A 19,990-nucleotide genomic window follows, 5' to 3' on the forward strand; every position below is an offset into this window, starting at 1 on the left:
CATACCAGACAGTGTAGCACAAACCTTCGCATGGTATTGTCCACATACCATTGCTGAGCCAGGGCGAATATGAGCGATTTCTCGAATTTCCGCGCCGTCTACAACGAGCTGACCGACGCTGTAACAAGCGCAAAATATCAATTCTTCAAAGACCATTTGGAGAATTTCCACCGTAACATCGACGACACGCCAAGAGCGCACCGCGTCGTTTCCGACCTGGAGAAGCGCGTCGATTTTCCGACATGGTACGCGGAGTGCAAGGAGACGATTGGATCGATGGTCGGGAGCGGGACGCTCGCATGGCCGAAGGACAAGACCGACAGACTGGCCATGCACGTCGCCCTGCTCCGGGCGCTCGGCAATGCGAGCTGGATATGTATGACTTCTGTGCCGCCTTCCTGTACACGGCTAACGATTACAATACTATGTCTATGATATATCCCGGCAACTCTTCCTGCCGACGACGCGCGAGTTGATACGCTACATTGAACGGCATTTCGATGCTGCCGACATTCCAGCATCCGACCGCATCGTCACTATCAATCACAACAGCAAGGAATATACCGATGCCGACGGGGCGATGGCGGAACTTGAAACAGCCATCCGCGAAGCCAACGACTTTGACGATCCGGCAGAGAGGGAGCAGCGCGAGGCGAAAATCTCCGCCGCGCGGCGCCTCATAAGATCGGCTCGTGTTCGCGTCGATCTGCTCGTGGATCTGATTAAACCAACTGTCGTGCAGTATGCGACAAAAGTGAAGGATGGTATCGTCGCCAACGCAGCCAACGCGACCGTCACCGCATTGGGCGTGTTGCTCGGGTACGCGTTCAAGGCGCTACTCGGCCTGTAGCGTTATAATCAACAGCTCGCCGTTCGCCACAGACCAAAAAGTGCCTGACGGCAACATCAACCCGCACGGTCATCGTTGAATCTGCTTCGTCAAATCGCAGTAAATCAGGTCTCCAGTAGTCGGCTTGGCGCGTTAAGGGGCCCTTTAAGCCGCCTCCGTTCGAAGCAGTTTTGAAGGAAGCTGAGAATGGGGATCGCTTCTCCAAACAGCAGCAGAGCTGACCGACCCTCAATCGCCTCGGAATTCTCATGTTTGTCTTTTCCAGGAGGGCAATTCAACAGCGCCTTCATGACCTACGAAGTGCTCGACCATGATCAGTGCGACAAAACTGCCGCTCGCCTTAACAAGCCAGGTAGCGACCGACTGGCAGCGATGTGGGAGATAATTTTCCTCTATGCTTTTGGCAAAATAGGAAAGCTCACGTCTGAGCAGGCGCTCGCAACCGGCAAGAAGCCGGATATCAGCTTTAGCTTTCTGGGTGAAGCTGCAGTGGGGTTGATCGCCGACATCACTGCTGTTTCGGATGACGGCCTCGATAAGGATAATCCGATACAACAACTCTCCGCGGAGATTGCGCGCGAGGCCAAGAAGGCCGGACTACCCCCGGGCGGCATCGAGGCGGCAGATTTATCTAAGCCCTTCCATAGCGAGCCGCAGCGACTTCGGGATGCGCTGCGCCTTTCCGGCTGAAATAAACGCCACGCGTACACGCGCCGTGACTATGAGATCGTCTCCGCGCCTGCATTCCTGCAGCAAGGCAATCGACGCTCCCTCACCTCTTGCGGGACTGTCACGACATCAAGCAGGTCATCCAAGACCGCCGGTTTTAGAAAATCGATCGTCATGGAGCGGACAACGAAGGCAAAGCCGGGCGCATCGTTCTTGGCTTCTTTGAGTAGCGCTTGCTGAGTGGTTCCGAGCAGGCGCAAGTAGTTCGTTCTACCGCGTTCCATGAAGCGCAAAAAATTTGCGTGATAAACAATCTGACCGGAGTCAGTATCTTCGAAATAGACGCGGACCTGCATATGATGGCCGCCGTCGCGAAGTTCGCCATCAAGAGAAGCTGTCACAATGCGGTTCCCTTACTGCCCTTCTGGGACGAATTGTCTTGCACAGACGCGCGTTTCCGCAGCAAGTGCCAATGGGCTTGGTGCGTGCAGGTGGAGGCTCCCGGCGCAAGGCCGCTCGGAGACCGGTTGCTGTTGCGAGAAGCCGGAACCCCCTATCCAGATTTCGGGCAAGTCCCGCACGCACGGATGGTTTGCAGAGCTCTTATCGCTGCTCAGCAACCCTGAGGACCGAAGTCGCCCCACCGGCAAGTGCCTTGATATCCGCGTAATCTGCGCTTCGCAGGCCAAAGTTGGGATTGCCCGGCAGTGCGGATTGTTCAGCAAGCAGTCCTGTTCCGCGGAATCCTACCATTCATAGCAATTGTTAAACTCCGGCCGGTCAGCCATCGCGGCTGGATATTCCAGGTGAGATGGTCATGGAGATCGATGAAACCGGGCAGAATGATCCACGGCACTTTGACTGGAGAGTCGGCCGCGCCGACGCGCTGCGGCCGGGCCTCGTCGCTCGGTACGACGCGCACCGCGCCTGGGAAGTCCGCGCCGAGCGCCGCCACGAGATCGAAGCCGCTCCGTGGCCACCCCGCCGCAAGAAAGCGACGAGTTCATTTGCATATCCGTCACGTGCCGGGACGCTGCCTTTATCAGCCGAGCGATTCGGTCGTAAGGTCGCCGTTGGAGCAGATGTTCGAGTTCGGCATGAGAGGCCGCCATCGTCATTCAATATTCCGCGTTGTCGTGTTCAGCCGTGTCCGGCTGAAGACGTTAATGTCCGGGGCCAGACACTGAGGCGCGAGTATTCCGTCGGTGGACGCGAAGCACATGGTTCTGCCCTCTTCAAGCGAGGCTCGCAAATGTCTTTTGTGGCACGTGGATTGCTGGGACACCGTAAAGGATCCGCACGACCATGACGGTCTCGCATTCGCCGGCCCAGGAGTTCAAATGAAACTTGCTCGATTGATCCAAATCAATGCCATGGACGCTGCGCTGTTGAGTGCGGTCCCGCCTAAAGCTTTGCCGCGTCCCTCGCGGGTGCCGCTGTCGTTCTTCGCGTTGGATAACTCTCAAGACCACCAGACGCGACTAGCATTCAGCGCGCTTACTCCCGAGCAAATCCAAACCAGTGTGACACGTTTGGGCGGCTGTGTGGCGAATGCATGCAGCGGCATGCGAATGTCGGCGTCGGATCGGAAGGAAACCAAATCAAGCTTGGTCTCGGGCAATGGCCGCCTCCTTTCGAAGAGGGGAGCGGACCGAAGTTGTTCAATGGCACGCTGGAGCAGATCGAGCTCGGCGCCCGACTCGGCGCTGGTCACACTCGGAGGTGGAGCACCACGAGCAGTATTCGCACTCCTCGGCGCCTGAAGCCTTCCTCGGTGCCGTTTCGCAACGCCGAAGGACATTCGGCCTCGGCCACGGCATCTGTCTTCCTCGCGGAACCATAATCATCCCGCGCGTGTCGCCGAGCGGATGGCGACACTCGTTCTGATCTACGGTGGTTACCTCGAGTGGGAGCCGACAAATCCGCGCCTTTGATCGAAATGCACGACTTCGGTATCGAGCCCGAGCTGAAGAGCGCGATGTGACACGAGGAACGGAGCTGCCATCGCGGCTTGCCTTCACACGAAAGCTAGAGGAGTTTAGAAAAATGCGCGCGCCGACCTATTCCGAGGCCTTGGAATTCGCGATCGACCGCTCGTACGACATCAACCTTGACATGTTGAGGTCACGGAATTTGCACCTTGACACGCACAACGATTATCTTGTCGGCACATATCCGCCTCTCAAGGCAATGGGCGACCTGAACGCCGAAAAGTTGTTGCTCCAGGTTACGTCGTCAATTGATCTCTATTTTCACATCCCCTTCTGTGATCAGTATTGCACCTTTTGCCACTTCGCCAAGGAAATCAATCCATCTTCCGGGCGAGTGGAGCGCTATCTGGCGGCTTTAGATAAAGAGATGAGTTGGTCGGACGCGGCGCTGGCTGGCAGAGCTGTTGAGACTGCTTTTTTTGGAGGCGGCACTCCCTCGTTCTTGACCAACCGTCAACTCGAAACGCTATTTGGTATGATTAGCCGGCGCTTTGATTTGTCTAAGTCGGAGGTGAGTTTCGAACTGCATCCCTCTCTTGCAAAGGAAGTGGACGCTGCAGATCGCATATCCACACTGCTTAGAGCCGGCGTAAACCGCTTCGTATTGGGCGTTCAGAGTCTAGATCCTAGCATTTTACGCATATTGAACCGCGGGCACCACGTGGACGAGGTAGTACAACTCGTAAAGTTACTGAATGAGATGGGCGTTGAGAATCTGTCGCTTGACCTCATGTATGGGTTGCCGCAGCAAACGCTCCGGAGCTGGTACGACTCACTTATCGGCTTACTGGATATGGGAATAGAGAAGTTCAATGTATTCCCATTGATGTTTAAATCCACAGACCCCGTAGCCCGCCATTTGGCTCGGGGACGATATCAATTTGCTGGGGCTAAGGAGCGCATTATCATGCATTTTATGGCCGAGCACATCCTCACGAAACTCGGCTATCGCCATGGGCCGATTTTCTATTGGAGTAAGCAGCCGCAGCCACACTCGGTTCAACAGAGCCGCAAATACGATTCCTGGAACGACAATAATCTGGTCCCGTTTGGGGTTGCCGGATTTGGTTACATGAGCCAGTGCCAGTTCTATAACGAGGCAGATTTGGATCGCTACCTGTATAGGGTTGAGGCGGGCGAGAAGCCAGTGTGGAAGGGTGTTGTCCTGTCGCAAGATGATCTCATGCGCAGAACGGTAATGTTTGCCCTGCGAAGCAGCGGGGTGTTGCTCTCCCGCTTCGAGCGGGAGTTTGGGGTGTCCATCGAGAAATGCTTTGGCCGCGAGCTTGAACTCTTGAATGAGGCAGGACTCATCTGCATCTCAAACGATGGCCTGCTTTCGTTAACCGCCGCCGGCACCATCAATTCGGGCGCCGTATCGCTGCTATTTTTCTCGAACAGTATACTTGAGCGGGTCGCGTACAACGACAGTAGGATAGTAGACAAACGAACTGATCTGCTCGAAAAACATGATTACTCACCGGCCGGACGATACGGGTCAAGTGCCGAAATGCAAGTTGCTTTTCGATGAAGTCGCGGGCGCCGCAAGGGTCGCCCTGCCAGGCGGAGGACATATTTTCGCATCTGACCGATAGCATTGATCGCCGGCAGCGAGAACGCCCGCTTGGGCCGGTCAGCAATTTTGTCGCCGATCAACTGCCGCACTGCATTGCGGAGATCAAATGCAGTGAACGACCAGATGAAGCGGTTAAGGCTCTTGGGCGTAGCATCAACGCGATGATTGCGGAGACGGACTATGATGCGCAGCTGCTCAGTCTGCCGCAGCCGGACTTCGAGATCGCTAAGACAGACATCCAATATCTCGTAAATTGTGCTTATCAGATGTCTGCGTTTGCCGGCCTTCATCCCGTGGACGCCGAGCTGACGGTGGGAGAGGCACTGAGCCGCCTTGCGCGCTCAAGTTGTCAACGGCAGCCTGGCATTGAGGTCCTCTCCTATGAAGATATGATCCTTACGAATCCATTGCAGAACGATCCACGCGTATACTGCCTCGGCGCGGCCGGGGTCGAGGAGCGAGATTTTTGCTTGGGCCATCAGATCATCGAGAGCGAATTGCAGTCAGCAATGGACGCTCTGCTTAACTTGCGTGATGTGGCCGACGTGGATGCGGGGCAATGTCTCGCGCTATGCCTGGAGCGCCTTGAGTCAGCAAACTATGTTCTGACGCGCTTTTATGAACATATGTCGCCGGACTTATTTGGCCAATTTCGTGTGTTTTACGGAAAGAATCCTTACAAGAATACGCTTGGTCCAAGCGGCCGCTTCTCGGCCCGTATCGTGGCGGTCTCGGTGCTACTGGTCGGTGAAGAACTCTTCCACCAGAAACCGCAATTTTATAGGGATCTGTATCGGCTGTCCGAATATTATCCGCAGAGATGCATTCACGAGGTATTCCGCTGGCTGTCGTCAGGCAAAGGGAGTGCACCGCTCAAGCCGGGTTGGCTAAAGGGGAAAGCGGACTTTCCCAGGGTTGCGACCATTTCGCCAGTCATGGAGCATCACGGCGGCGAAATCGGAACGCTGCGCACGTCCTGTGTTTGTGCACTAGATCGGTTTACCCGGATGCACCGTAGTACGGCCTTAAAATATACGGTTGAGCCGGGTCGTCCAGTTGTCGGAGTTGAGGTATCGGAAAGTGTTGAGGCTGTCCTTTCTCAGCGGCTGTTGACAGAGGCGCGCCGGTAAGCTGACGGTGGTCTCTGCGTGGCGAAAAGCAGACAACGATGCCAGAGGCGCAGGCGTCCGACACCGGTCGAGAGGTGATAGTCGATGTCTCAAGACGAACTGATCCTTCGTCGGTTCGAGTCTGGGGATAGCGATGATGTATGGCATCTGCACAGAAGCGCATCGCAGGATGTTGGTGTGTGTGGCCCGGAAGGGGCCTGGGAGGATGATTTACGCAATATCGGGGAAGTATACATCGCCTCGGGCGGAGACTTCGTAGTTGCGCATATTGGTCCCCGACTCGCTGCCATGGGTGGGCTGAACCCTTTTGATGATGATGTCGCAGAACTTAAACGTATGCGGGTCGACCCCGTCTTTCAGCGACGAGGGTTTGGAAGGAGGGTTCTTCGTGAATTGGAGTCGCGAGCTCTTGCTCTCGGTTTCAAATGGATAATGCTCGACACAACAACGATCCAAGTAGGGGCCCAAAGACTTTATGAGAGCTCTGGCTATGTTCGCCGCAGGGAAGGGATGTCGCACGGATATGCAGTGATCTTTTACGAGAAGCGGCTCATTGGCCAGGATGACCCCGCATGAGCAAATGAGGTTGTGAGACCGGATAATCCAGTGAAGCTCTACGGACGCGCAACGAGCACAAATTCAATCACTGCCCCTGACTAGCCCAAACGCCCAAACTCGCTCCTTGGGAATGATGTCGAATGCGCTCAGATAAAACCGTAACATCCGCGAGGATTTTCTCGTTGAGTCCCGCGAGATCTGCGATCGGAATGAATCGTGTCACTGTAGCTGACAAGGACGTGAAGGTTTTGCGACCGATAGGCGTCGAACGCACGCACAAACTCACGCCTGGCCGAACCAGCGTTGAATTCAAAACGAGAGCTGACACTGTGCGCCAGCGGCGGATAGGCGAAGACGCTCTGGAGCGTCGTGGGCTCGCGACGTGAGCGGATGGCGCGAAGCGTCGAAAGTCAGCGGAAGTCGGGGCCGCCTGTTCAGACGGACGGTCGCAACCTGCATAGCGTGGGACAGACTTAAAGGTCCCCGTGAAGATGCGATAGCCCAGCCGCTTGAAATGCCTGGACACGGTGCATGTGCCGGCGAACGGATCGTAGAGCGAGTGGCCCCGGCGCCATGCGCGCGGCAAAACTCTCCAGCCAGGGCAGCGTCGCGGTCTTCGAGACGATATAGCGCATCAGGTCTACCGCCTTGTCCGAACCGCGTCGTCGACCTCGAATGCCTCAACTGCACGCAGCAACAAACGCAACAGATTTCATGCATATGCGCCATCACGACAGCCGACCGCTCCGACCGAGAGTCGTCCCAATCCAATCATGAGACGCGCTGCATCAGTCTCTGTGATAGGCCTATCGTTCATCGCTCGCCAAACCAGCGTCCGCTCCAGCTTCAGCTCACTGGCAAGCTGCGCAGCACTCCAGCCGAAGTTCTGCGATAACTCGCGCAAGCCCCTGGCTATGTCCCGATCTGGCTTGCCAGCCGGCATACAAATCCACCTCGATTTAACCGCAACATTCTGTTGCGTATGGAATCCAAAAGTCCGCTCTTGGCGCGATGCTGGGCGGTGGGTGCACGGGCGCGTCCAATCGCCCCTACGTCGGGTCAGCTTATGGTCGTCGCCCTTCCAGATCGTGATGCTACTCGGGCGTATCGACCAGTTGCGTGCCGTAGCGCTCGCAGGCTCTCAACTAAGGACCCAGCTCGCACCCTCCTGAATCACGACCGAGTACCAAACCCGCATCGGGCAGCTGCGGATCGGGTCTCACCAGGGTGCTCACGCCCGCATTCGGATCAACTGCCATTCCGTAGTTTCGTTCAAGCAGCTCTCGCAGGCGCTCGATGCGAGCGAACCGGAATGGATGGACCGGTTTGATCATCGGGCCAGGCCCCTCGGGTCGAATGCGAACAATCGGATGATGAAAATGACGAGCGGGCGACGGGTGACGTTCATGAGTCGAGCTGTCGGTTCTCCGCCGAATGCCAGTCCGCGCCGTGGAGGCGGATCATCTCCCGACGGGACCGCTCGATGAAGATGCGCTCAACGCAAAGGCCGGCTGTCACTGAAGCCGCCAGCGCAAGGCCGCAGACCATATAGTCATTCATGAAATTCCAAAACATGTTGCAGCCGGCAACTCCTACAAAAGTAAGTGCCATGACAGTATTGTGCAAGCACTCGCCGCGATGGCACCCAGCGGCACGCCCGGTTGCCACTCGACTACTTAGTTACGATGAACGCGGGGGAAGGATGGAGGTCACCGCCGACTGGTTTTGGGAGGGCAATGTTGTCGAGACGATTGCCCGGTTTCTCGCAGACGACGACTGGACCATCGTCGGCAAGGCCGACACCCATTCCAAGGAGCGCGGCGTCGATATCTATGCCACCCGCGGCCGCCGGATCCTGCTAGTCGAGGCCAAGGGCTATCCCGCAAAGACCTACCGGGATCCGCGTCGTGCGGGCGAAGTCAAGCCGACCAACCAACCAATCAAGCGCAGCAATGGTACTCGCACGCCTTGCTTAAGGTGATGCGTCTGCAAACCAAATACCCGGACGCCGTCGTCGCTCTCGGGTTTCCTGATTTCCCGCGCTACCGTGCATTGTTCGAGGAAACTCGTGGCGGCTTGATCAAGCTTGGGGTCGCAATGCTGACGGTACGCGCGGACGAGAGCGTAGAGATATGGGGTTTGAATGGCCAAGATTGAGGACCACAAGTACACGATCGAAGAGGCGTTCAGGGAATGCTTTTATGTCGTTCCGGACTATCAGCGTGAGTACGTCTGGACCGAGAAGGAGGTCCAGCAGCTCTTGCAGGACATCGACGAGGAGTTTGATGTCGGTGATCGGCGCGAGTATTTCATCGGCACCGTCCTTGTCTCGCCGACGGCACAGAAAGGTCATTTCGAGGTCATCGACGGCCAGCAGCGCCTGACCACATTCTTTTTGCTCTTATGCGCCTTGCTTCAGCGCTTCCAGGGCCAGCCCGCAATATCCGCTGTTTACGGGATTGCTTTCGACGAGCTACACCGATAGCGGCGGTAATCTCAGGACCAGCCTTAAGCTGGAGCCCCGCTACGAACGCGCTGGCGAATTGATGAATCGCATCGTCGCGGCCGAAGCCGATCCGCAGACGACCAAGGCCAAGGTCGCCGCCGCCGGCATCCCGAAGTTCGGCTCGCTCGATAAGCTGCTCGGTGCATACGCGACGATCCATGCGTTCTTTGACGCCAACTACAAGGATATCGACGCGCTACGCAAATATTGGGGCTATCTCGCCAACAACGTCGTCTTCATCCGGATTTCGACCGACGTCAGCAGCGCGCTCAAGATTTTCGAGACCATTAATGAGCGCGGCGTCGGGCTCAATTCAATGGACTTGCTCAAAAATCTATTGTTCACGCAAGTGAAGCCGGAAGAGTTCACGCGCCTGAAGGACGAGTGGAAGAAGATCACCGGCCCGCTTGAACGCAACAAGGAGAAGCCGCTGCGTTTCCTGCGCTATTTCATCATGGCCAATTACAAGGTGAAGAACGAACGGCGTGACGGCGTGGTGCGCGAAGACGAAATTTATGATTGGCTGATCGACAAAGACAATGCCGAGCTGTGCGGCTATCGCAGCGATCCCTTCGGCTTTGTCCGCAAAATCATCCGTAGTGTCGAGCACTACATCGGCTTCACTGAAGGCCGTGGCAATGACGGCGCGTCCAGCGTCGCCATGGATACACTCCAGCAGTCTTGCGGTGCTGCATTCAGCTTGCATTATGTGCTGCTTCTGGCCGCCGCGAATTTCCCGAAAGCCTTGTTCGACCACTTCGTGCGGCAGCTCGAAAGCTTCCTGTTCTACTATATCTTCACCAAGACGCCGACCAAGGATCTGGAGCGCAATTTCTCCCTTTGGGCCGACGAGCTGCGGGAGATCGCGGAAATCGCCGACGCGAAGGCGCAGAAGACGCGGCTCAACGAGATCGTGGCGGAGCGGCTGCACAAGAACATGGTCGGCAAGGATGCCGAGCTTGGCGATACGCTGCGCCGCTACACGCTCGGATCGATGCAGCAATACCGCACGCGCTATCTGTTGGCCAAGCTCGCGCAGCATGTTGAAATGGCGTTCAAGGGTATGAGCGCGCCCGGTAGCCTTGGCGAATTCACCGCGCTTGAGATCGAGCATATTCTGCCCGACACTCCCGAAGCTGATCTCCACCAATCTTTTACGACCGGCAATCCCGGCAAGGGCTACGATGACTACAAAGTACGGCTTGGCAATCTGACGCTCCTCGAAAAGCCGATCAACATCGTCGCGAGCAACGGGTTCTTCGAGAAAAAGAAGCCGGAGTACGGGAAATCCGGAAATTATCTGACGCGCAGCATTGTCGCCTTGAATCCGGTCGGGAAGAATTCGTCGATCACACGCATCAACGAAAAGCTACGGGCCTTTGAGAACTGGTCGGCGCACGACATCGAACAGCGGCAGGATATGCTGATCGCGCTCGGTAAAGACGTGTGGCGTACCTCGCCGATCGATGTGACCTGAGCGTAGCGCTATGGCGAAGAACCCGGGAAAAGGACGGTGCGTTCACTGCCTTAAAGAAGGGGTGGAGCGCAATTGGGATCACGTGCTTCCAAAGTCTTGGTATCCCGACACGACGGCCGCTGACATGGAAAAGTGGCAGATTCCGTCGTGCGTTGCGTGCAACGACCGCTACGGAAAGCTGGAACGCGATTTGATAGGCCGCTTAGGGCTTACGCTTGACGCAAACAATCCCGCTTCAGCCGGACTTGCCGAAAAGGCATTGCGCGCCATCAACCCGGACGCCGCCAAAAATGAGGGAGACGCCGCGGCGCGCAACGATCGGGCAAAGAAGATTCTCGGCGAGATGTACAAAGGGGATGAGCTCAAGGGAAAGAACGTGGTGCCAGGTCTCGGAGAGGGTTGGGATCGTCCCCTTGAGGAGCAGCTTGGAATCAGCATCCCGGAGGAAAGTCTGCCCGCGATGACTGAGAAGATCGTGCGCGGCATCACGCTCCGTGAAGACGGCGCCTTTATCGAACCTGACCAAAAGATCCAATCTTTTCTGGTTAAGGACGGCGACGTGAACGTCGTAAAAGAGATGCTCGATAGGGCCGGCAAGGTGTTCAAGAGAGAACCCGGCTTGGTCGTCCGACGGGCGCGGTCCAAGGGCGGCGACCTGTACGAAATCACCTTCTGGGACCAGTTGAAGATGTACGCGACCGTCTCCAAGCGGAAGCCGGCGCCTGCTCTATCCCCGCGCCAGCGCCGTGCACTCAGGCGGGCGCGGCTTAACGCGTGGCTACAACAGCGCGCAGGAAAGCAGGGCAGGCCAAAAGCCAAGGCACGAAGGGGCGCGCGAAAACGTGCGCGGCAGAAGCTGATGGTAGGCTGATCGCGCTCGGCAAAAAGGGGCGTGACGTACGTCGCGATCGATGTGGAAGCGTGGCGTTTTATACGCGATCGCCGTTAACTCGGAAAAATGCGCGATCGCGCATAAGCCTCACCTCGCCTAACAGTGCCGGCAGGTGGCCGAACGCGTAGACCGAAAACGGCAGGCGGACACATTCAATATCATCGAGATTGAGGGCCGATCCCGAGGCAATCTCGAGCCCGCCAGCGCCGTGCAGCCGGCGCAGCGGTTCCGAGATGGCGAGGGCGGCGGCGATCAAGCCCACGAAAGGCACGCCAACCGTGCGCGAGGAGAGTTGGGCCAGACCGCAGGTGTCGAGCCCGGAGTCTCGCAACGCGCTGTATGCGGGCATCGAGGAGACATCGAGTGCGCTTCCAGCATCTTCGCGGCGCCAGATTTGGTCGGGCCGCCGGGACGACGGAAAGGTGTGCAGCGAGAAATTCCGAAATCCGCCGGGACCAGCACCCAACCCGGCTTCCACCACGAGTTCGAATTTCGCGCTGCCAAGATCGGCGCGTGTCGGCGCGTTGTCGACGCCGCAGAAGGCAACCGCCGGATCGTGCGGACCACGCAAGGTCCAAGGTCCGAAGCGGCGCTCTTCAAGCACGGTGTTGAACCCCGCCGCCTCCAGCCAGCCCGCGACGACGCGGGTTTTCTTCGTTCCGACCAAAGGCAAGGACGACAGCAAAGAGGTGCTGTCAGGCAGAAAGACCGTGAACGCCGACAGCAGGCGGTCGACAAGGCGGAAGGTGCGTTGGACAAGGCTCAGCAGGAACACACAAAGCGGGCGGCCGCCATCCAGACCGAGGTCGAGGCGCTTGAAAAGAGATCGAGAACCGAAGTCTGGGATAAAGAGAAGGAGCGACTGGAAGCAGCGCTGCGGCGCGCGCGGGGTTAGTTTCTGTGGCGGCGCCCAGGCGTGAAAGGCCGGCGATCCCCTGCAAGCGTTCATCGTTCGGGATCTGGTACGCGTGCTGCGGCTTGGTTCACCGCGGCGGGGTCACGTCGCTCCTCAGGAGCGAGCTCCATGACGGCCCGATGTAGCTCGGCCGGAATCGTCAGCAAACTTTCCGGCGGCTTGTCCGCCCATTGCCAGAAGCGATCGAATGCATCCATCACAGGTCCTCCCGCAGGCCCCGGAAGAATGGGTGCCGGACCTTTCCCTCGGCCGACTTCGCGCGATGCTCGATCTCGGCGAGCAACTTTGGTTCGACCCAAATGCCCTTATGTGCGATCCGCTTCGTGTACGGCTGCGTCCTCCGGATCAGCGGCTTCAGTCTCTTCTGGAGGTCAGCGGCGGAAGTCTTGTCAAATCCGTGGTCGACCTTGCCCGCATAGATCAGATCTTCGCCCTTGCGGCGGCCGACGTAGATGCCGTCCCATTTTCCCTCGTCGAGAGCGAAGCCGGCGATCGTCAGTGTCTCGCGCTGGATGCAGGTTTTCTTCACCCAATCGCTTGTACGGCCCTTCGGGTAGGGGCCGTCTCGCACCTTCGAGACGACACCTTCCAGGCCGAGCTTGCAGGCGTGCGCGAACATCTCGCGACCCTCGATATCGAAGCTCTCGCTGAACTGGACGTCGGTGCCATCGACGATCTTCCTTAGCTCGGCTTTCCTCTGGATCAGCGGCAGCTTGCGAAGATCGCGGCCATTCAGATAGAGCAGATCGAACGCCACCAGCACGATCTTGGTCGATTTGCCCTTGAGCTCGTTCTGCAGCACCGAGAAATCCGTAGTGCCGTCGGCAGCGGGGACGACGATCTCGCCGTCGATGACGGCCGAGCTCGCCTTGATGCGCCAGGCATCGTGCGCGACCTTATTGAATCGGTGCGTCCAATCGTGGCCGCGGCGCGTGAAAATCTTCGCCGCCTCGTTGGCCAGATGCACCTGGACCCGGTAGCCGTCGAATTTGATTTCGTGAATCCATCGTTCTCCGGACGGCACCCTCTCGATCGAGGTGGCCAAGGCCGGTTCGATGAAGCCGGGCATAGGCGCTTTCACGCCGATGGCCAGGGGCCTTTTACGCTGAAACGCCACTCAAACACTCCACGCAACAGCTGATTCAAACTGACACAGTTCGAATCGTTCCGGAACCGACGAATCTTGTGCTGCGTTGGGCTGTTATCAATCCGACAGGAGGAGCCGATGGCGGCAGCGAAGAAGAAGACGGCGCGCGGGCGCAAGCAGGACCGGGCCCGTGTGGCCGGCGGGCAAAAGTATGAAGTAGGGTACGAGTCCAAGAAGACAGGGCGGTCGGCGTCAGCGGTCAAAAAAGCTGTCAAAAAGTTCGGCCACAGCCGGAAGCGGGTCGAGAAGCGTCTCGGGCGTTAGTCACCTTTGCTGGCATCGATCCTTCAGGGCGTGCCTAGACCTCGGTCGGGCATTCGGGGCAGGTATCGCCGATCGAGTCCAGGACCTCCGTCACTGCGCTGGCGGCCGCCTCGGGCGGAAGACCCGGTGGCGGATCCTGGCGTGCGGATCTGCGCGGTCCTGCATCCAGCCGTGGTACTCACACTCGCGGATTGCGCCTGCCTCCTGTAGCACGGCTATAGCCCACCCCCGCACCGTGCGGATCGCCGTCCGCCTCTCCTTCTTCATCAGCATCACAATCGCTCCTGCGCGAGGGGCGAATCCTTGCGGCCCTCGATTCGTTCCGGCTGCTAACACAGAGCAGGGATTCCAAATCGTCGGGGCAGGTGCTTTCCACGTGTTCCGCCGCACTGTGCAAAACAGCCACGCAGCAATCTTGTCTCCTTGCCCGCGTCGCGCATGACGACTTTCAGGGTCTCGTCTGGCAAAGGGTGCTGCAGCGCCTTTGTCTCATCCCAAGCGGCGCATTGGGACGCAACTTATCCTCTTCGCCGGCTGACCAGCCTACCATCTAACGCGAGAACCTGCCGGCGCTGAAACTACTCGAGATCTGGCCGAAATCCAATCCGCGAGAATTGCGGTAGCTACAAGGTCATTGGAATGCGTCGAATCTCTATCGCATTGATGCTCGCCATTCTGTCGAGCGTGGCGCTGGCGGACGATTTTGTCGGACAGGCCAGCGTGATCGACGGCGACACGCTCGAAATACATGGAGTGCGCATCCGGCTTTGGGGTATTGATGCACCGGAGAGCAGTCAGCTGTGCCGCGGCGAAGATAGCTTACAATATCGTTGCGGTGCGCAGGCCGCGAACGATCTTGACGCCTTCATTGCCCGCCGTCCCGTCAATTGTGTTCCAGTCAGCCTCAACCCGTATGGCCGCACCGTCGCGACCTGCACGGTCGCAGGCAGGGATCTCGCTGAATGGCTTGTACTGAGCGGCCTTGCGTTGGATTGGCCTCAATACTCGAAGGGCCGATATCGGTAAGCTCAGCGCGAGGCTGAGCGTACCGGCCAGGGATTCTGGAAGGGAAGCTACGTCGAGCCATGGCGCTATCGTGCATGCATCCGGGCAAGTGGAAAGCCGGCCACCTGCTCGGATGACGCAAATGCCCATCCTTGATACGATTCCAGAGAGATGCCGATCCACAATGTGTGTTGGGCCAAGGTCGTGTCCCCGGTGGTGGTGGTCGGGTAGGATCGAGGCGCGTAGCGGGCTTCGGATGATGCCGACGTTTCCTCGATCCCCCCTATCATTCCGTACGGCGGGTTTTCCCCAGTACGGCTGCAAGGCTGGCATTTCAAGTGGCGCCTTCCCGGATGCCACACGCGCTTAAGTCTGCTCCCGACATACGCGCCGTGTCAGCCAGTTTGCCTCCACCCTTCGTGCACCTCGTGGTCCAACGGTTATCCCGCGCAGTGTCGGGCCGCGGGCTCGATCGTGCACCGCCATTAAAGTGGAATCACCACTCCTACCCCAGGGGTCCTCGCTCCTGCCCGGGTTATGTTGTCCCGGACCATCATCACTTAATCGACCCCATCCGCCCCACTCGCAGGCACATCGCGATTTCACCGCGGAGCGGCTTATACGCGATGCCTTCGCTGTGCGGGAGCGCCGAGGCGACCCGCGAGTGGTTCCGAGCTTTCGCTGCGCATTCCTTCCTGACATGCCGCCCTCTACGACCTCGGGGAGTCCGGACATCGTATCGTCCAAGTTCACGACGCCGACATGGTCTTCGCCACGAGCTAACCGGCTCGACACTCCCAATGCTCCCGCGATCCGTTTCACGCGGGCGCTCACTTTCGCGGCTTCACTGGTTTACAACTGTTGCGGCCTGTCAGGTTGCTCGCCTCCCCTAGACGGATCCGACCGGGATAAACCCAGCCACCGGAGGCTTTTACGTCCAGGCTTCCGACGGGTCGGTCACCCTTCCCGTCGCTGGATATGACTACGACATCGATTGGACTCCTGTGTCGGCGGGACTTGCACCCGCTGGAATGGCAGCTAGCTTCGCTGCACTAGCTCGGTAGAGCAAAGCCGCCCGTACGCGCGCCGTCACATAGCGCCGTAGCGGGCGGGCGGCTTTGCGGTGGTCACCGGCAGTTCGCCGATAGGGTCGGGTTGCTGACACCAACCTGATTCGAGGAACCACCGATGACCGATGAGATGATCAACCTCCGCACGCTCTTGGAGAAGACCCCTGATGCGGATCTACTGCGCGAGATGATCGGCTTTGCTGCCCAGCGATTGATGGAGCTGGAAGTGGAAGGCCAGACCGGGGCCGCCTACGGCGAGAAGCACCCGGAGCGTCTGGCACAGCGCAACGGCTACCGCGACCGGACCTGGGAGACCCGCGCCGGCACGGTCGAGCTTCGTATCCCCAAGCTGCGCAAGGGCTCCTACTTCCCTGGCTTTCTGGAGCCGCGCCGGATGGCCGAGAAGGCGCTCACCGCCGTGGTGCAGGAAGCCTATGTGCAAGGCGTCTCGACCAGTTCGGTGGACGATCTGGTGCAGGCCATGGGCATGACCGGCATCTCCAAGAGTCAGGTGAGCCGGCTGTGCGGCGAGATCGATGACAAGGTGAAGGCGTTCTTCGGCCGCCCGATCGAGGGCGACTGGCCGTATCTGTGGATCGATGCCACCGACGTGAAGGTGCGCCAGCAGGGGCGCATCGTCTCAGTCGCGGTGATCATTGCGGTCGGCGTCAACAGCGATGGCCGGCGCGAGGTTCTCGGCATGGATATCGGCCCCTCGGAGGCTGAGACGTTCTGGACAGCCTTCCTGCGCAAGCTCGCTCGCCGCGGCCTGCGCGGCGTCAAGCTGGTCGTCTCCGACGCCCACGAGGGCATCAAGGCCACCGTGGCCAAGGTGCTCAACGCCTCTTGGCAGCGTTGTCGCGTCCACTTCATGCGCAACGCGCTGGCCCATGCCGGCAAGAGCGGACGGCGCGTCGTCTCCGCCTTCATCGCCACCGCGTTTGCCCAGGACGATGCCGAGGCCGCACGAACGCAATGGCGCAAGGTCGCCGACCAGCTCCGCCCCAAGCTGCCGAAGCTCTCTGGCTTCCTCGACGAGGCCGAGACCGACGTGCTCTCCTATATGACCTTCCCGCCCCAGCATCGAAGCAAGTTGCACTCGACCAACCCGATCGAGCGCCTCAACGGCGAGATCAAGCGGCGCACCGAGGTGGTCGGCATCTTCCCCAATGAAGATGCCATCATCCGCCTCATCGGCGCGATCCTGCTCGAGCAGAACGATGAATGGGCCGTCCAGCGCGCCCGCTACATGACGCTGGAAACTATCGCTCCGTTGAGCGATGATCCAACCGTCAGCCTCCCGGCTATCGCCAGCTGACCAGTCCGGCTCTTGCCGGCGAACGCGGTGTCCCACCGCCAGTTACACCACGCTTAGGGACACGATCCGGTTCGACTAATGGCCGGACACACGTCCGCCTTGCGAGGAGCGATTCATCTGCAGGGTTTGCAATAAGCGCGGCACCATTCTAAGGGAGCGAAGTGACCCAACCATGCCCATGAAAAAGCGTACGGACTAAGAACTGCAACTCATCTCCACATCGTGTACGCGTCTGTAGCGCATCACTGCGCGCTCAGTAGCTAACTGGTTCTGGCCCAGGCTGTGTGAAAAGGCTCTGTTTCCTGTGATTCGCGCGGTAAGATTCCCGGCGATTTTGCGGGGCATCCGATGAAGCGCTTTGTTGAAGGATTGGATCGCGGGCAGAGCACACTGTTTCCGGCATCGCTCGACGACTATGTGACCGAGGATAACCCGGTGCGGGCGGTCGACGTGTTTGTCGACGGTCTCGATCTCGACAAGCTCGGATTTGTCGGTGTCCAGCCACTCGACAAGGAGCGATCCGGCTATCACCCCGGCATGATGCTCAAGCTCTACATCTACGGCTACCGCAATCGCGTGCCGTCGAGCCGACGCCTGGAGCGGGAATGCCAGCGCAATATCGAGATGATCTGGCTGACGGGGCAGTTGGCGCCAGACTTCAAGACCATCGCAGATTTCCGCAAGGACAATGGCAAGGCCATTCGTGAGGTCTGCCGCGAGTTCGTCGCGCTGTGCCGCAAGCTTGATCTGCTTGTTGCAGCGAGCGTCGCCATCGATGGATCGAAGTTCAAGGCCGTCAATGCGCGGGACAAGAACTTCACTGAGGCGAAGATGAAGCGGCGCCTTGAGCGGATAGACGAGAGCATCGCCCGCTATCTCTCGCAGCTCGAGACCGCCGATCGGCACGGCGATGCAGTGCCAGAGGCGAAGGTTGAGCGGTTGAAGGGTAAGATCGAGAAGCTCAAGGAGGAGACGGTCCGGCTCAATGCGATCAATGCGGAGATGATGAAGAGCGAGGACAAGCAGATCTCGCTGACCGATCCTGACGCGCGCTCGATGGCGACAAGTGGCAAGGACACCGGCATCGTTGGCTACAACGTTCAGATTGCAGTTGATACGCAGCATCATCTCATCGTGGCTCACGAAGTGACCAACGTGGGCACCGATCGCCACCAACTCGTCAACATGGCCGGACAGGCTCGCGCCGAGATGGCTGTCGAGACGCTCGAAGCCGTGGCAGACCGCGGCTATTACGATGGAGAGGAGATCAAGGCCTGCGAGGAAGCCGCCATCACGGTGACGCTGCCGAAGCCGATGACTTCGGGCGCCAAAGCTGCTGGCCGCTTCGGCAAACAGGACTTCGTCTATGTTGCTGCCGACGATGTCTATCGCTGTCCCGCCGGCGAGCGGCTAACTTATCACTATACGAACATAGAGGACGGAAAGACACTGCGCCGCTATTGGACAAGCACCTGCAAAACCTGCGCGCTAAAAGCTCAGTGCACGACAGGCCCCGAGCGCCGCATCTCACGCTGGGAGCACGAAGCTGTTCTGGAGAGAGTTCAAAATCGGCTCGACCAAAACCCCGATGCAATGGGTGTCCGCCGTCAGACAGTGGAGCATCCGTTCGGCACGATGAAGTGTTGGATGGGAGCAACACACTTTCTCACGAAAAGGCTGCCAAAGGTGGCCACCGAGATGGCGCTCAACGTCCTCGCCTACAACATGAAGCGCGTGATGATGATCGTGGGCGTGGGCGGATTGCTGGAGGCGATGCGGGCGTGAGGCCGGCCTTCTGAGCGATCAAATCAACGCCTACATGAAGCTCCTGGTTGCCACTGAGATGACGGGAGGTCGATTCCACCGAATTAGAAGCTCGGCGGCCGCGAAATGCCCCGGAGCGCCCCAAGTTGCGCGATTTTCACACATGGGGTAATTCCGGGCCAGAGCCATACTGAAGCTCTGCGAATCAGCTCTCCAGGAATCGATGAGGCTCACCTCTTGGGCCCCGCAAACCGGAGAGCTGCAATGGAGCATTATGTCGGACTGGACGTGTCCCTGAAGCTAACAGCGATCTGCATTGTTGATCGAACGGGAAAGATTCGACGTGAAGGAACTGTTCAATCCGACCCGGAAGCGATCGCAGCTTTCATCAAATCAAACGCTCCGCATGTCGCGCGGATCGGACTCGAAGCCGGAGCAACATCGACGTGGCTGTGCACTGAGTTGAAGAAGTTGGAGCTGCCCGTCATCTGCATCGACGCCAGGCACGCCAAGGCCGTTTTGAAAATGCAGATCAACAAGAGCGATCGCAACGATGCCATAGGCATCGCCCGCATCATGCAGTGTGGATGGTACAAGGAGGTGCGCGTCAAAGACCTCGACAGTCACGCGGTCAAGGCTCTCTTGGCGAGCCGGGCTCTGCTCGTCAAGATCAAGCGGGATCTCGAGAACCAAGTCCGCGGGTTCTTAAAGAATCTGGGGCTTGTTATTGGCCCAGCAAAGATGAACGTATTCGCGTTGCGTGCTGCCGAGCTCATCGAAGATCGGCCAGCACTCGCCGTTGCGGTAGCGCCGCTACTCAGCGCCCGAATGGCCATCGAGCAGCAGATTGTGGGCGG

18 protein-coding genes and 2 pseudogenes are annotated in these 19,990 nt (G+C 58.6%); 15 read left to right on the forward strand and 5 right to left on the reverse strand.

Annotation, left to right across the window (positions count from 1 at the left end):
• Positions 1-69: 69 nt before the first annotated feature.
• The 3 genes from IVA95_RS04330 (at position 70) to IVA95_RS04340 (ending at position 1,540) form a co-directional block, all read left to right on the forward strand.
• The gene (locus IVA95_RS04330; RefSeq protein WP_247509374.1) at positions 70-435 is read left to right on the forward strand and encodes a hypothetical protein; all 366 of its coding nucleotides are present in this window, start codon (positions 70-72) and stop codon (positions 433-435) included.
• Between the two features lie 37 nt (positions 436-472).
• A complete protein-coding gene (locus IVA95_RS04335; protein WP_247509375.1) occupies positions 473-850 on the forward strand; it encodes a hypothetical protein in 378 nt (125 codons plus the stop codon).
• Positions 851-1,138: 288 nt separating this feature from the next.
• Entirely contained in the window at positions 1,139-1,540 is a 402-nt protein-coding gene (locus tag IVA95_RS04340) for a hypothetical protein (protein WP_247509376.1), read from the forward strand.
• On the opposite strand, the pseudogene ybgC reads toward IVA95_RS04340, so the two are convergent.
• Positions 1,478-1,920 (reverse strand): annotated as a pseudogene (gene ybgC, locus IVA95_RS04345) (tol-pal system-associated acyl-CoA thioesterase). The gene IVA95_RS04340 and the pseudogene ybgC sit on opposite strands and share 63 nt — an antisense overlap.
• 1,645 nt (positions 1,921-3,565) lie before the next feature.
• Here ybgC and IVA95_RS04350 point away from each other — a divergent pair.
• From IVA95_RS04350 to IVA95_RS04380, 7 genes are all read left to right on the forward strand, one after another.
• Positions 3,566-5,041 carry a coproporphyrinogen-III oxidase family protein gene (locus tag IVA95_RS04350; protein WP_247509377.1) on the forward strand — a complete coding sequence of 492 codons (1,476 nt, stop codon included), beginning with the start codon at positions 3,566-3,568 and terminating at the stop codon, positions 5,039-5,041.
• A complete protein-coding gene (locus IVA95_RS04355) occupies positions 5,038-6,216 on the forward strand; it encodes a hypothetical protein (protein WP_247509378.1) in 1,179 nt (392 codons plus the stop codon). The genes IVA95_RS04350 and IVA95_RS04355 overlap by 4 nt, the downstream gene beginning before the upstream one ends.
• Before the next feature lie 84 nt (positions 6,217-6,300).
• Positions 6,301-6,792 (forward strand): GNAT family N-acetyltransferase, encoded by a 492-nt coding sequence (locus IVA95_RS04360; RefSeq protein WP_247509379.1) that lies wholly within the window; start codon positions 6,301-6,303, stop codon positions 6,790-6,792.
• 1,684 nt (positions 6,793-8,476) lie between these two features.
• On the forward strand, positions 8,477-8,755 hold the full coding sequence (locus IVA95_RS04365) for a hypothetical protein (protein ID WP_247509380.1): 279 nt from the start codon (positions 8,477-8,479) through the stop codon (positions 8,753-8,755).
• A gap of 162 nt (positions 8,756-8,917) precedes the next feature.
• Positions 8,918-9,259, forward strand: a complete 342-nt coding sequence (locus IVA95_RS04370) for a DUF262 domain-containing protein (protein ID WP_247509381.1) — start codon at positions 8,918-8,920, stop codon at positions 9,257-9,259.
• A 61-nt stretch (positions 9,260-9,320) separates the two neighbouring features.
• The gene (locus IVA95_RS04375) at positions 9,321-10,757 is read left to right on the forward strand and encodes a DUF1524 domain-containing protein (RefSeq protein WP_247509382.1); all 1,437 of its coding nucleotides are present in this window, start codon (positions 9,321-9,323) and stop codon (positions 10,755-10,757) included.
• A 10-nt stretch (positions 10,758-10,767) separates the two neighbouring features.
• A complete protein-coding gene (locus IVA95_RS04380) occupies positions 10,768-11,628 on the forward strand; it encodes a hypothetical protein (RefSeq protein WP_247509383.1) in 861 nt (286 codons plus the stop codon).
• Positions 11,629-11,686: 58 nt separating this feature from the next.
• Here the strand turns inward: IVA95_RS04380 and IVA95_RS04385 are convergent, their stop codons facing one another.
• The 3 genes from IVA95_RS04385 to ligD are packed head-to-tail and all read right to left on the reverse strand — an operon-like array spanning position 11,687 to position 13,682.
• Positions 11,687-12,598: a hypothetical protein gene (locus IVA95_RS04385; RefSeq protein WP_247509384.1), complete on the reverse strand. Its 912-nt coding sequence runs from the start codon at positions 12,596-12,598 to the stop codon at positions 11,687-11,689.
• Positions 12,595-12,762 (reverse strand): hypothetical protein, encoded by a 168-nt coding sequence (locus IVA95_RS04390; protein WP_247509385.1) that lies wholly within the window; start codon positions 12,760-12,762, stop codon positions 12,595-12,597. Before IVA95_RS04390 ends, IVA95_RS04385 begins: the two co-directional genes overlap by 4 nt.
• Entirely contained in the window at positions 12,762-13,682 is a 921-nt protein-coding gene (ligD, locus tag IVA95_RS04395; RefSeq protein WP_247509386.1) for a non-homologous end-joining DNA ligase, read from the reverse strand. The genes IVA95_RS04390 and ligD overlap by 1 nt, the downstream gene beginning before the upstream one ends.
• A 108-nt stretch (positions 13,683-13,790) precedes the next feature.
• Between ligD and IVA95_RS04400 the strand changes: the two genes are divergently transcribed.
• Positions 13,791-13,976 (forward strand): DUF3606 domain-containing protein, encoded by a 186-nt coding sequence (locus IVA95_RS04400; RefSeq protein ID WP_247509387.1) that lies wholly within the window; start codon positions 13,791-13,793, stop codon positions 13,974-13,976.
• A gap of 34 nt (positions 13,977-14,010) precedes the next feature.
• Here the strand turns inward: IVA95_RS04400 and IVA95_RS04405 are convergent.
• A pseudogene (locus IVA95_RS04405) lies at positions 14,011-14,249 on the reverse strand (hypothetical protein).
• Positions 14,250-14,639: 390 nt separating this feature from the next.
• Between IVA95_RS04405 and IVA95_RS04410 the strand changes: the two are divergent.
• The 4 genes from IVA95_RS04410 to IVA95_RS04425 form a co-directional block, all read left to right on the forward strand.
• Complete coding sequence (locus tag IVA95_RS04410) at positions 14,640-15,002, forward strand: thermonuclease family protein (RefSeq protein WP_346657978.1); 363 nt, start codon at positions 14,640-14,642, stop codon at positions 15,000-15,002.
• Between the two features lie 1,167 nt (positions 15,003-16,169).
• Positions 16,170-17,369, forward strand: a complete 1,200-nt coding sequence (locus IVA95_RS04415) for an IS256 family transposase (RefSeq protein ID WP_247509388.1) — start codon at positions 16,170-16,172, stop codon at positions 17,367-17,369.
• A gap of 348 nt (positions 17,370-17,717) precedes the next feature.
• Positions 17,718-19,154, forward strand: a complete 1,437-nt coding sequence (locus tag IVA95_RS04420; protein ID WP_247509389.1) for an IS1182 family transposase — start codon at positions 17,718-17,720, stop codon at positions 19,152-19,154.
• 243 nt (positions 19,155-19,397) lie between these two features.
• A partial coding sequence (locus IVA95_RS04425; protein ID WP_247509390.1) for a transposase occupies positions 19,398-19,990 on the forward strand: 593 nt, incomplete at its 3' end.

The organism is Bradyrhizobium sp. 157, assembly GCF_023073815.1.
Lineage (GTDB): Bacteria > Pseudomonadota > Alphaproteobacteria > Rhizobiales > Xanthobacteraceae > Bradyrhizobium.

Excerpts from the sequence above, each read along its gene's own strand:
- IVA95_RS04330 (WP_247509374.1), top strand. The coding sequence starts at position 70 with ATGAGCGATTTCTCGAATTTCCGCGCCGTCTACAACGAGCTGACCGAC.
- IVA95_RS04340 (WP_247509376.1), top strand. The coding sequence starts at position 1,139 with ATGACCTACGAAGTGCTCGACCATGATCAGTGCGACAAAACTGCCGCT.
- IVA95_RS04350 (WP_247509377.1), top strand. The coding sequence starts at position 3,566 with ATGCGCGCGCCGACCTATTCCGAGGCCTTGGAATTCGCGATCGACCGC.
- IVA95_RS04355 (WP_247509378.1), top strand. The coding sequence starts at position 5,038 with ATGAAGTCGCGGGCGCCGCAAGGGTCGCCCTGCCAGGCGGAGGACATA.
- IVA95_RS04360 (WP_247509379.1), top strand. The coding sequence starts at position 6,301 with ATGTCTCAAGACGAACTGATCCTTCGTCGGTTCGAGTCTGGGGATAGC.
- IVA95_RS04365 (WP_247509380.1), top strand. The coding sequence starts at position 8,477 with ATGGAGGTCACCGCCGACTGGTTTTGGGAGGGCAATGTTGTCGAGACG.
- IVA95_RS04370 (WP_247509381.1), top strand. The coding sequence starts at position 8,918 with ATGGCCAAGATTGAGGACCACAAGTACACGATCGAAGAGGCGTTCAGG.
- IVA95_RS04375 (WP_247509382.1), top strand. The coding sequence starts at position 9,321 with ATGAATCGCATCGTCGCGGCCGAAGCCGATCCGCAGACGACCAAGGCC.
- IVA95_RS04380 (WP_247509383.1), top strand. The coding sequence starts at position 10,768 with ATGGCGAAGAACCCGGGAAAAGGACGGTGCGTTCACTGCCTTAAAGAA.
- IVA95_RS04385 (WP_247509384.1), bottom strand. The coding sequence starts at position 12,598 with ATGAACGCTTGCAGGGGATCGCCGGCCTTTCACGCCTGGGCGCCGCCA.
- IVA95_RS04390 (WP_247509385.1), bottom strand. The coding sequence starts at position 12,762 with ATGGATGCATTCGATCGCTTCTGGCAATGGGCGGACAAGCCGCCGGAA.
- IVA95_RS04400 (WP_247509387.1), top strand. The coding sequence starts at position 13,791 with ATGGCGGCAGCGAAGAAGAAGACGGCGCGCGGGCGCAAGCAGGACCGG.
- IVA95_RS04410 (WP_346657978.1), top strand. The coding sequence starts at position 14,640 with ATGCTCGCCATTCTGTCGAGCGTGGCGCTGGCGGACGATTTTGTCGGA.
- IVA95_RS04415 (WP_247509388.1), top strand. The coding sequence starts at position 16,170 with ATGACCGATGAGATGATCAACCTCCGCACGCTCTTGGAGAAGACCCCT.
- IVA95_RS04420 (WP_247509389.1), top strand. The coding sequence starts at position 17,718 with ATGAAGCGCTTTGTTGAAGGATTGGATCGCGGGCAGAGCACACTGTTT.